The following is a 10,978-nucleotide window of genomic DNA, read 5'->3' on the forward strand; positions in this document are numbered from 1 at the left end:
CCGGGGCCAGGTCCCGGGGGCCTTCGCGCTGCCCGGCGCACGCCCGGTGCGTCCGGGGAGTAGCGCACGCCCCCCGTGGGGGGTCACCATGGCAGGGAGGCTTCCCAGGCCCCGGTCGGGAGGAGGACGGCAGATGTCCGGTTCCACTAAGGCGATGACGATCGTCACCTGCGCCGCACTGGTGCTGATCAGCGCGTACACGGTGGCGCTCGGAAGCAGCGGCTGGCTCTGGTTCGGCTGGATCGTGCTCATGGTGGCGACGATCGGGATGGCCGCGGCGGACAGCACCGAGACGGTCACGGCACCGCGGGGGCCGCGCGGTCCCGGCGCGGGCGGGGCGGGCCCGTCACCCCGCTGACCGTGGGCCGACGACCGCCGGCTCCCCGGAGGTGCGGGGGCTCACATGTGCCGGTTCGAGTAGTACTGCTCGGTGAGCCGGACGAAGCTGAGGTCGTGCTCGTTCTGGCCGGACTCGAAGTCCGGCGACTCCCGGACGTGGTCCTTGGTGCAGTCGACGTGCACGGTCTCGTTCTCCCGGTCCACCCGACTGACGAGACCGGCCGGGAGGACGACCTTGCGGCCGAGGATCCACGGCCCGGTGTCCACGACCAGATACGACCGGTCGACGTCCTCCGTGTGCCGGTCGACCTTGCCGATCCCGCCGTCGGTGGCCTCCACCGCGTATCCGATCAGGGTGTCGCCCGGCACGTGGCCGGAGGACTCCGCGTAGCCCCAGATGCCGGTGCCCATGGCGTGCCTCCTCCCCCTGTTCGTCTGCTGTCCCCGCGTCTACCCCGGTCCGGGATCACCATCCGCGCCCGGGACTGCGGCCGGTCAGCGCGGCGCGAGGACGATCCAGACCTGGCCGGGCGCGAAGGCGAGGGGGTGGCCGTCGGGGGTGGTGAAGGAGGTGCCGCCGGCCGGGTCGGGGCGGGACCAGCGGGCCTCGTACGCCCTGCCGTCGCGCAGCACGGTCGCCGTGCCGGAGCCGGTGGTCTCGGTGTACGGGGAGACGGCGCCGTTGACGTCGTGGAAGGCGGAGGGGCGGACGGTCACGCGCTGGACGACGACGGTGGCGGGGGCGAGCGGGCCGCTGTCGGTGCTGGTGGCGGGGCGTCCGTCGATGGCGACGCGCCAGCCGTCGTCGGCGGCGGACCAGGTGAAGGCGTAGCGGGCGGCCGGGTAGCGGACGGTCTCGGTGGTGGTCGCGGTGCCGCCGGCGGGCGCGGCGCCGAAGCGGAGCCCGATGGGCCGTACGCCGGAGGCGTCCGGGGCGGCGGCCAGGGCGCGCTCGGGGCGCAGGTAGAGGTTGTGCGGGGCGGCCCGGTCCGGGGAGCGCCGGAAGGCGCCGGGGGCGGTGGACTCGCTGACGAGGTCGAGGGGCGCGGCGTCGAGCAGGGGGTTCAGCGCGCGCTGGGCGCCGGAGTAGGCGAGCGCGGGGTTCCCGAAGGGGCGCAGCAGGGAGATGTCGGACTCGCGGGCGCTGCGGACGGGGCCGACGCTGTCGGGGAGGCGGGAGGAGTAGACGGCGAGCAGCCGGGTGACGCCGCCCTCGACCTGTTCGACGTAGACGAGGTCGGCGGCGCCGAGGCCGGTGTGGGGGCGGGCCGCGGCCACGTTGTCGATCTTGACGGCGAGGACCGGCCCGCTGCGGGCGGGCAGGCCGGTGAGCGGGGAGACGCCGCGCGGAGTGGTGGCGGTGGGCGGGCGCGTCGGAGCCGGTTCCTCCGGGCCCGAGCCCGAGCAGCCGTACAGCGCGACGGCGGTCACCGCGCACAGCAGGGCGGTGAGCGGACGACCGGGCCCCCGGGGACGGTGCGCGCCTGACATCTCGGCCTCCCCGGTGAGTCGGGCCACTCCCACCAGTGGACCACGGGCGGCCGGGGCGTTACAACGGGCGTGACGGACGACGAACGGGGGTTCCGGTGTTCTACCGGCTGCTGAAGTACGTACTGCTCGGGCCGCTGCTCAAGCTGCTGTTCCGGCCGAGGGTGGAGGGGATCGAGCACATTCCCGAGGAGGGCGCGGCGATCGTCGCGGGCAACCACCTCTCCTTCTCCGACCACTTCCTGATGCCGGTGGTGCTCGACCGGCGGATCACCTTCCTGGCGAAGCGGGAGTACTTCACCGGGCCGGGGCTGAGGGGGCGGCTGACGGCGGCGTTCTTCCGGGCCGCCGGGCAGATCCCGGTGGACCGCTCGGGCAAGGAGGCGGGGCGGGCGGCGATCCGCGAGGGTCTCGGGGTGCTGGCGAAGGGCGAGTTGCTCGGGATCTACCCGGAGGGCACCCGCTCGCACGACGGACGGCTGTACAAGGGGAAGGTCGGGGTGGCGGTGATGGCGCTGACGGCCGGGGTGCCGGTGGTGCCGTGCGCGATGGTCGGCACCTTCGAGATCCAGCCGCCGGGGCGGGTGGTGCCCCGGATCCGGCGGGTGACGATCCGGTTCGGGGAGCCGCTGGACTTCTCGCGCTTCGCCGGCTCGGCGGACGAGCGGGCGGTGGTCCGGGCGGTCACGGACGAGATCATGTACGCGGTCATGCGGCTGTCGGGGCAGGAGTACGTGGACGAGTACGCGGCCGTGGTGAAGGCCGCGGAATCCTGAGGACGGCGGATCCGGGGACGGCGGATCCGAGGACGGCGGAGGGGCCGTCGCCCGGGTGGCGACGGCCCCTCCCTCACCTCGTGGCGACGGCGACGGCTACGGCTGCGGGGTGGCGTGCGGGGCGCACGTCTGGTCCGTGGCGTCGAGCTTCCCGGTCAGCAGGTAGGCCTCGACCTTGGTGTTGAGGCACGGGTTGACCAGGTTGGTGATGCCGTGCGAGCCGGCGTCCTTCTCCGTGATCAGGCGCGAGCCCTTGAACCGCTTGTGGAGCTCGACGGCGCCCTCGTACGGGGTGGCGGCGTCGCGCTCGGCCTGGGTGATGAGCACCGGCGGCAGGCCCTTGCCGGTCTTCACCTGGACCGGCTTCTGGCTCGGGGCCTTCCAGGTGGCGCAGGGGAGGTTCATCCAGGCGTTGGACCAGGTCATGAACGGGTACTGCTCGTGGAGGCGGGAGTTGTCCCGGTCCCACTTCTTCCAGCTGGTGGGCCAGGGAGCGTCGGCGCACTCGACCGCGGTGTAGACGGCGTTGCCGTTCTCCGAGGCGATGTTGCCGGCGGTGTCGGTGAGGTCCGCGGCGGCGTTGTCGATCAGCGGCTGCGGGTCGCCGGCGGCGTACGCGCTCCACGCCTCGGCCACCGGGGCCCACATGGAGTCGTAGTACGGGGCGTTCTGGAAGAAGCCGATGAGCTCGGCCGGACCGACCTTGCCGCCCAGCGGCGCCTTCTTGGCGGCGGCGCGCAGGGTCTCCCACTGCTGCCGGACCTCCGCCAGGGTGGAGCCGAGGTGGTAGGTGGCGTCGTTTCCGGCGACCCAGGTCATCCAGTCGGTGAGCCGGCCCTCGAAGGCGATGTCCTGGCCGAGGTTGGCCTCGTACCAGATCGACCGGGTCGACGGGTTCACGACGCTGTCCAGGACCATGCGGCGGACGTGCGTCGGGAAGAGGGTGCCGTAGACGGCGCCGAGGTAGGTGCCGTACGAGACGCCGACGAAGTTGAGCTTCTTCTCGCCGAGGGCGGCGCGGACGACGTCGAGGTCGCGCGCGGTGTTCGGCGTCGTCATGTACGGGAGCATGTCGCCGCTCTTCTCGGCGCAGCCCGCGGCGTACTCGGCGGCGAGCTTGCGCTGCGCCCGCTTGTCGGCCTCGCTGTCGGGGACCGGGTCGAGCTTGGGGCCCTTGACGAACTCGGTCGGGTCGACGCAGGAGATGGGGGCGGACTTGCCGACGCCGCGCGGGTCGAAGCCGACGAAGTCGTAGGCCTTGGCGGCGCTCGCCCAGATCTTGCTACTGGTGGTGACCCGGCGCGGGAAGCGGAGGCCGGAGCCGCCGGGGCCGCCGGGGTTGTAGAGGAGCGCGCCCTGGCGCTCGGCCGGGGTGCCGGTGGCGGCGATCCGGTCGACCGCGATCCTGATCTTCTTCCCGTTCGGCTTGGCGTAGTCGACCGGCACGGTGACGAAGCCGCACTGGATCGGCTTCTCCAGGCCCCAGTCGGCGGGACAGTCCTGCCAGTCGATGCCGGCGCGGGCGGCCCGGTCCGCGGCGACCGCGACTCCGTACGCCTCGGCGTCGCGCCCGTGGCGCGCACCGCTGTCGGCACTGGCCGCCGGAGCCGCGAGCGCGCCCGCGACGAGTGTGGCGGTGATGAGCGTGCCGGCGGAGCCGAGCACTGCCGTACGTCGTCTCAAAGGTCCTCCCCCTGTAGGTGGTCGTCTGTTCGAGCGATCCTTTCGTCAGGGAGGGCACGACGTCAGTCCGAACACACGTTTCTTTGCCGAACCCATAACCGGAGCGAGGTGTTCGCTGAGCGGTACACCCCGATCCGTCTCATTCCGGAGCGAGTTCGGCGAGGGCGGCGTCGAGGATCCGGCGCAGGGCGAGGGCGTCGGGGGCGACGGCGGTGACGAGCGCGGCGGGTCCGGCGAGCGGGGTGAGCACCGCGTGGTCGCCGAGCGGCCGTGCCGCCACCGGCTCCTCCCCGTAGGCCGGGTCGACGACGAGGAGCTGGCCGGTGGCGCGGTGACCGGCGAGGACGGCGCCGCCGTCCCAGCCGCCGGGGGCGCCGGGGCCGTACGCGAGCTCCTGGTCGAGCAGCGGCAGGCCCGCGCGCCGGACGGTGAGCCGGGAGACCAGGGTGCCGGGCGGCTCGCCGTGCCGGCCGAGGACCTGCTCCTCGCGCAGCACGAGCCGCGCGGTGGGGGCGAGGTCGACGGCGGTGCGCACCCGCAGGTGGGAGCCGTGGGCGCTGACGAGCTGTTCGGGCAGCCAGCGCAGGACGGCGTCCGCGCCGACGCGGAGCCGGAGGTCGTACGCGGCCGGCTCCGGGGTGCGGCCGGGCAGGGCCAGCGTGGCGGCGGCGGAGTCGACCCGCAGCCGCGCCCCGTCCCGTACCTCCGTCTCGATCGCGAGCCGGTCGCCGCCGAGCGGGGCGCTCATCGCGCCGACCACCGTCACCCGCGACCAGCCGGGCGCGGCGGCGCGGGTACGGCGCAGGGCGAGCGGGCCGTCGCTCCGGAGGACCGGCAGCGAGCCGTCGGCCTCGGCGGCGATCCGGGCGGTGGCGCGCAGGCTCATGCGGTGGGCGCCGGTGCGGCCGTCCAGGCGGCGAGCCGCTCGCGCACCCAGTCGGCGACCGGGCCGACGCCCTCCTCGGACCGCAGCGAGGTGAAGACCACGGGCAGTTCGCCGCGCTGCTCGGCCGCGTCGCGGGCCATCCGGCCGAGGTCGGAGCCGACGTGCGGGGCGAGGTCGGTCTTGTTGACGACGAGGAGGTCGGCCGTGGTGACGCCGGGGCCGCCCTTGCGGGGGATGTCGTCCCCGCCGGCGACGTCGATGACGAAGATCTGCGCGTCGACCAGGCCCCTGGAGAAGGTGGCGGTGAGGTTGTCGCCGCCGGACTCGACGAGGATCAGGTCGAGCGGGCCGACGGTGTCCTCCAGCTCCTCGACCGCTTCGAGGTTGGCCGAGATGTCGTCGCGGATGGCGGTGTGGGGGCAGGCGCCGGTCTCGACGGCCTGGATGCGCTCCGGCGGCAGCACGGCCTCCCGGAGCAGGAACTCGGCGTCCTCGCGGGTGTAGATGTCGTTGGTGACGACGGCGAGCGAGAGCGTGTCGCGGAGCCGCCGGCAGAGCGCGGCGACGGTGGCGGTCTTGCCGGAGCCGACGGGGCCGCCGAGGCCGACGCGCAGCGCGCGCCGGGTGCCGTCGGGCCGGTGGGCGTCGGCCGAGACAGCGCCGTGATGGGTGTGACCGTGGTCGAGGTGCATGGGAGTACTCCAGTGTTACGAGGCGAAGAGGCGGACGGGCCAGGCCGCGTGCTGTTCGGCGGTGATGTCGAGGAGGGGCGCGGAGGCGGCGGGCAGCGCGTCGATCCCGTCCCGGGCGGCGGCGGTCGCCCGGGCCGCGACCTCGTCCATCTCGGGTGCGAGCCGCGCGAGGACGGCGGTCGCCTGGTACGGGTCGAGGCCCAGGAGCCGCACGGTCGCGCTGACCGGCCCGCCGACCGTCTCGTACGCGGCGCAGTGCGCGGCGTCCTCGGGGCCGAGGCCGGCGGCACGCGCGGTGGCGCCGAGGACGACGGGCTGGTGCGCGCCGCGCGGGAACGCGGCGGCGAGCGCGTCGAGTTCGGGGCCGGGCCAGGTGGCCCGGGCGGCCCGCATCAGCTGTCGGCCGAGCCGCCGGGCGGCGGCGCGGAGCGCGGGCGAGGGGGTGCGGGCGTCGGCGGCGGCGTCGAGTTCGTACGGGTCGAGGCCGAGGGCCGCGCCGGCGGCGAGGCCGGCCGCGGTGAGTCCGGTGGTGTGCAGACGCCCGCGGCAGAAGGCCTCCAGGCCGGCGGCGTCGCGGACGCGGCCGGCCTTGACGGCGGCCTCGGCGCCGCCGGAGTGGGCGTGGCCGCCGGCGGGGAACCGGCCGTCGGCGAGGACCAGCAGGGTCGAGCGCGTCATCAGAAGAGGAAGTAGCGCTGGGCCATGGGCAGTTCCGCGGCCGGTGCGGGTTCGACCGCTTCGCCGTCGATGGTGACGGTGAAGGTGTCGGCGTCGACCTCGACGCGGGGCACGGCGTCGTTCTCCCGCATGTCCGCCTTGGTGACGCGGCGGGTGGAGCGGATCGGGGTGAACTCCTTGGCCAGGCCGAGCCTCCGGGGGAGGTCGTCCTCGATCGCGGCTTCGGCGGTGAAGTTGACGGAGCCGGCGGCGGCCGCCCGGCCGAGGGCGCCGAACATCGGCCGCGGCAGCACCGGCTGGGGCGTGGGGATCGAGGCGTTGGCGTCGCCCATCTGCGCGTAGGCGATCTGCCCGCCCTTGAGGACGACCAGGGGCTTCACGCCGAAGAAGGCGGGCTCCCACAGGACGAGGTCGGCGAGCTTGCCCGGTTCGACGGAGCCGACGAGGTGGTCCATGCCCTGGGCGACGGCCGGGTTGATCGTGTACTTGGCGACGTAGCGGCGCGCCCGGTGGTTGTCGGCGCGGCCGTCCCCCGGGAGGGCGCCCCGCCGCTTCTTCATGACGTGGGCGGTCTGCCAGGTCCGCAGGATCACCTCGCCGACGCGGCCCATGGCCTGGGAGTCGGAGGAGATGATCGAGAGGGCGCCGAGGTCGTGGAGGACGTCCTCGGCGGCGATGGTGGAGGGCCGGATGCGGGACTCGGCGAAGGCGAGGTCCTCGGGGACGGCGGGGTTGAGGTGGTGGCAGACCATCAGCATGTCGAGGTGTTCCTCGATGGTGTTGACGGTGTGCGGCCGGGTCGGGTTGGTCGAACTGGGCAGCACGTGGGGCTCGGAGACCACGGTGATGATGTCCGGGGCGTGCCCGCCGCCCGCGCCCTCGGTGTGGTACGCGTGGATGGTCCGTCCCGCGATGGCGGCGAGGGTGTCGCCGACGAACCCGGCCTCGTTGAGGGTGTCGGTGTGGATGGCCAGCTGGACGCCGGTCTCCTCGCAGACGCCGAGGCAGGCGTCGATGACGGCGGGGGTGGCGCCCCAGTCCTCGTGGATCTTGAAGCCGAGGGCGCCGCCGCGCAGCTGGGAGTACATGGCCTCGCGGGACGTGGTGTTGCCCTTGCCGAGGAGGCCGATGTTGACGGGGAAGGTGTCGAGGGCCTCGAACATCCGGGCCATGTGCCAGGGGCCGGGGGTGACCGTGGTGGCCTTGGTGCCCTCGGCGGGGCCGGTGCCGCCGCCGACGAGGGTGGTGATGCCGGTGGCGAGCGCCTGCTCGACGACGGTCGGGGAGATGAAGTGGATGTGGGTGTCGACGCCGCCGGCGGTGATGATCCGCCCGTTGCCGACGATCACCTCGGTCTCGGGGCCGATGACGAGACCGGGGTGGACGCCGTCCATGGTGTCCGGGTTGCCGGCCTTGCCGAGGGCGGTGATCCGGCCGTCGCGGATGCCGATGTCGGCCTTGACGATCCCCCAGTGGTCGATGACCACCGCGCCGGTGATCACGGTGTCGGGGGCGCCCTCCGCGCGGGTGGTGCGGGCCTGGCCCATCGACTCGCGGATGACCTTGCCGCCGCCGAAGACGGCCTCCTCGCCGGCCCGGCCGGGCCCGCCGGAGCGGTCCTCCTCGATCTCCACCAGCAGATCGGTGTCGGCGAGCCGGATGCGGTCGCCGGTGGTGGGGCCGAACAGGTCGGCGTAGACGGCGCGGTGGAGGTCAGGCACGGGGGTCTCCGTTCGGGACCGTGGCGGCCAGGGGGCCGTCCGGGACCGTGGGGTCCGGGGCTCCGGTCGTGGCCGGGGCGGCGGGCGGGTCGGTCTCGGTCGTCGCGTCCAGGGGGCCGGCGGTCTCGCCGCGCAGGCCCGGGACGATCCGGCGGCCGGCGATCGGCACCAGCTCGACCTCGACGGGGATGCCGGGTTCGAAGCGCACGGCGGTGCCGGCGGCGATGTGCAGGCGCTTGCCGCGCGCGGCCGCCCGGTCGAAGTCGAGACCGGGGTTGACCTCGGCGAAGTGGTAGTGGGAGCCGACCTGGACGGGCCGGTCGGCGGCGTTGAGGACGGTGAGGCGGGTGACGGGGCGGCCCTCGTTGAGGGGCACCGGCCCGTCCGCGTGGAGGATCTCTCCGGGGATCATCGGTGCCGGCCCCCGTCAGACGATCGGGTCGTGGACGGTGACGAGCTTGGTGCCGTCCGGGAAGGTGGCCTCGACCTGGACGTCGTGGATCATCTCGGGGATGCCGTCCATGACGTCGGCGCGGGAGAGCACCTCGCGCCCGGAGGCCATGAGCTCGGCGACGGTACGCCCGTCCCTGGCGCCCTCCAGGATGTGCGCCGTGATGAGGGCGACGGCCTCGGGGTGATTGAGCCTCACCCCGCGCGCGCGGCGCTTCTCCGCCACGTCGGCGGCCACGTGAATGAGCAGGCGCTCCTGCTCGTGCGGGCTCAGCTGCACTCTTCCACCTCACAGTCGTCCACCGGGCCGCACCCGGACAGCTGCGGACCCTACCGACCGTCAACACCTTGTTGAACGGCGGAGATGCGGTGGACGGCCGGACATTGCACGTTAGGGCGGAAGTTTTTCCGGCGCGTTAACTCCCGCTTTGCGATTCCATGATCATCGGACCGGCGGGGCGGGGTCGGCGGCGCCCATGGACATGAGGCCGCCCAGCCCCTTCTCCAGGACCCCGATCTCCACGTCGTCGAAGAGCGCCTGCTGGGCGATGAAGCCCTGGACGACGGCGATGAGGGTGCGGGCCATGTCCTCGGAGGAGACGTCCGCGGCGAACATGCCGTGCGCGCGGTAGGCGTCGAAGAGACCGGTCCAGAGCTCCCGCATACCGTCGAAGCCCTGCCGGAGGGTCCGCGCCAGCGACTCGTCCCGGAGGGTCTCGGACCACACCTGGATGATCAGCCGGGCGAAGGCCCCCCGGCCCGCTCCGGCGATCCGCTCCTCCAGGACGACCGTCATCACCCGGCCGACGAGGACGTCGGGAGCCGGCGGCGGGTTCGAGGCGACGGCCCCGACGAAGGCGGTGCGGACGCTGGCGAAGGTCTCCTCCGCGATGGCCTGGATCAGCTCGTCCTTGCTCCGGAAGTAGCGGTAGACCGCACCGGCGGAGAGCCCCGCCTCGGTGAGCACGTCCTGCATGGAGGTGGCGTGGAAGCCGTTGCGGGCGAAGCAGCGGGCGGCGCCGTCGAGGATCTGGCGGCGGCGGGCGTCGAGGTGTTCCTGGGTGACACGGGCCATGCCTCCGAACCTAAAACGAATATTCATTCTTGACAACTTCGCCCCTCCGCCGGAGAGTGGGCTCAGGTAAAACGAACGATCCTTCTCTATGGATCGACTCCCGCCCGCACCTCCCGACCCGCGAATCGAGGCACTCATGTCCGCCGCCACCGCTCCCACCGCGGGGCGCAAGACCCTCGCGGTGATCCTGCTGGTCCCCGTCCTCGCCTCCCTCCTCCTGTGGACCTTCGCCTGGCCCGCCGCCCGCACCGCGCCGCGCGACCTGCCCGTCGGGGTGGCGGGCCCCGCGGCGGCGGCCGACGGCCTGGCCCGCGAACTCGGCCGGCACGAGGGAGCCTTCGAGATCCACCGGTACGAGGACGCCGCCGCCGCCCGCTCCGCCGTCGAGGCCCGCGAGGTGTACGGCGCGGTCGTCGTCACCCCGGCCGGCCCGGAACTGCTCACCGCCTCCGCCGGCAGCCCCGTCGTCGCCGGCCTGCTGCGGGAGGCGGTCACGGCCGGCGCCGCCGCCGAGGGCAGGACCGTCCCGGTCACCGACGTCGTCGCCCCGCCCGCCGGGGATCCGCGCGGCACCGTGCTCGGCGCCGGCCTGCTGCCCCTCGCCATCGCGGGCGCCGCGACGGGCGTCGCCACCCTGCTCCTGGGACTGCGCGGGACCCGTGCCGCGACCGCCCTCGCCGGCGCCGCGGCCCTCGCGGGGCTCGCCGGCGCGGCGCTCACCCACAGCTGGCTCGGCGCCCTCGCGGGCGACTGGTGGGCGGAGGCCGGGGTCCTCGCCCTGACCGTGCTGGCCATCGGCGCGACCTTCGCGGGACTCGCCGCCCTGCTCGGCAAGCCCGGCTTCGGGCTCGCCGCGGTGCTCACCGTCCTCGCCGGCAACGCCTTCTCCGGCATGAGCAGCGCCCCGGAACTCCTGCCGACCGGCCTCGGGCTCCTCGGCCAGTGGCTGCCGCCGGGCGCGGGCGGCCAGGCCCTGCGCTCCGTCGCCTACTTCGACGGGGCGGCGGCGGGCGGCCCGGTGCTCGTCCTCTCCCTCTGGGCCGCCGCGGGCCTCGCCGCGGTGGTCCTCGGCGGGCGGCGGCGCGGCGCCGGAGCGGAGCCCGTACCGGCGCCGACCGCGGTCCCGGCCCCCACCCCGGCCGCGGCGGGCTGACCCGCCCGGACACCGGAAAGCCGTGTGCCCCCGTCCG

12 protein-coding genes and 1 pseudogene are annotated in these 10,978 nt (G+C 74.4%); 3 read left to right on the top strand and 10 right to left on the bottom strand.

The window, feature by feature from the left end; translation table 11 throughout:
• Positions 1-133 precede the first annotated feature (133 nt).
• Entirely contained in the window at positions 134-358 is a 225-nt protein-coding gene (locus ACFQ8C_RS34960) for a hypothetical protein (protein ID WP_383465698.1), read from the top strand.
• Positions 359-399: 41 nt separating this feature from the next.
• On the opposite strand, the gene ACFQ8C_RS34965 is transcribed toward ACFQ8C_RS34960, so the two are convergent.
• Both ACFQ8C_RS34965 and ACFQ8C_RS34970 read right to left on the bottom strand, forming a co-directional pair.
• Positions 400-750: a PRC-barrel domain containing protein gene (locus tag ACFQ8C_RS34965; protein WP_383465678.1), complete on the bottom strand. Its 351-nt coding sequence runs from the start codon at positions 748-750 to the stop codon at positions 400-402.
• 84 nt (positions 751-834) lie between these two features.
• Positions 835-1,830, bottom strand: a complete 996-nt coding sequence (locus ACFQ8C_RS34970) for a DUF3048 domain-containing protein (protein WP_383465680.1) — start codon at positions 1,828-1,830, stop codon at positions 835-837.
• A gap of 95 nt (positions 1,831-1,925) precedes the next feature.
• On the opposite strand from ACFQ8C_RS34970, the gene ACFQ8C_RS34975 reads away from it, so the two are divergent.
• Positions 1,926-2,603 carry a lysophospholipid acyltransferase family protein gene (locus tag ACFQ8C_RS34975; protein WP_383465682.1) on the top strand — a complete coding sequence of 226 codons (678 nt, stop codon included), beginning with the start codon at positions 1,926-1,928 and terminating at the stop codon, positions 2,601-2,603.
• 96 nt (positions 2,604-2,699) lie between these two features.
• Here ACFQ8C_RS34975 and ACFQ8C_RS34980 read toward each other — a convergent pair whose 3' ends face one another.
• The 8 genes and pseudogenes from ACFQ8C_RS34980 to ACFQ8C_RS35015 form a co-directional block, all read right to left on the bottom strand.
• Complete coding sequence (locus ACFQ8C_RS34980) at positions 2,700-4,286, bottom strand: alpha/beta hydrolase (protein ID WP_383465684.1); 1,587 nt, start codon at positions 4,284-4,286, stop codon at positions 2,700-2,702.
• A 139-nt stretch (positions 4,287-4,425) separates the two neighbouring features.
• Entirely contained in the window at positions 4,426-5,172 is a 747-nt protein-coding gene (locus ACFQ8C_RS34985; RefSeq protein WP_383465686.1) for an urease accessory protein UreD, read from the bottom strand.
• Complete coding sequence (gene ureG / locus ACFQ8C_RS34990; RefSeq protein WP_383465688.1) at positions 5,169-5,864, bottom strand: urease accessory protein UreG; 696 nt, start codon at positions 5,862-5,864, stop codon at positions 5,169-5,171. Before ureG ends, ACFQ8C_RS34985 begins: the two co-directional genes overlap by 4 nt.
• 15 nt (positions 5,865-5,879) lie before the next feature.
• On the bottom strand, positions 5,880-6,542 hold the full coding sequence (locus ACFQ8C_RS34995) for an urease accessory protein UreF (protein WP_383465690.1): 663 nt from the start codon (positions 6,540-6,542) through the stop codon (positions 5,880-5,882).
• Positions 6,542-8,263: an urease subunit alpha gene (locus ACFQ8C_RS35000; protein WP_383465692.1), complete on the bottom strand. Its 1,722-nt coding sequence runs from the start codon at positions 8,261-8,263 to the stop codon at positions 6,542-6,544. The genes ACFQ8C_RS34995 and ACFQ8C_RS35000 overlap by 1 nt, the downstream gene beginning before the upstream one ends.
• A gap of 103 nt (positions 8,264-8,366) precedes the next feature.
• Positions 8,367-8,675 (bottom strand): annotated as a pseudogene (locus tag ACFQ8C_RS35005) (urease subunit beta); the annotation flags it as partial.
• A 15-nt stretch (positions 8,676-8,690) separates the two neighbouring features.
• Positions 8,691-8,993, bottom strand: a complete 303-nt coding sequence (locus tag ACFQ8C_RS35010; protein ID WP_383465694.1) for an urease subunit gamma — start codon at positions 8,991-8,993, stop codon at positions 8,691-8,693.
• A 162-nt stretch (positions 8,994-9,155) separates the two neighbouring features.
• Positions 9,156-9,788 (bottom strand): TetR/AcrR family transcriptional regulator, encoded by a 633-nt coding sequence (locus ACFQ8C_RS35015; protein WP_383465695.1) that lies wholly within the window; start codon positions 9,786-9,788, stop codon positions 9,156-9,158.
• 136 nt (positions 9,789-9,924) lie between these two features.
• Here ACFQ8C_RS35015 and ACFQ8C_RS35020 point away from each other — a divergent pair, with 136 nt between their 5' ends.
• A complete protein-coding gene (locus tag ACFQ8C_RS35020) occupies positions 9,925-10,941 on the top strand; it encodes an ABC transporter permease (RefSeq protein WP_383465696.1) in 1,017 nt (338 codons plus the stop codon).
• Positions 10,942-10,978: the final 37 nt, after the last annotated feature.

The organism is Streptomyces sp. NPDC056503 (assembly GCF_042794995.1).
Classification (GTDB): domain Bacteria; phylum Actinomycetota; class Actinomycetes; order Streptomycetales; family Streptomycetaceae; genus Streptomyces.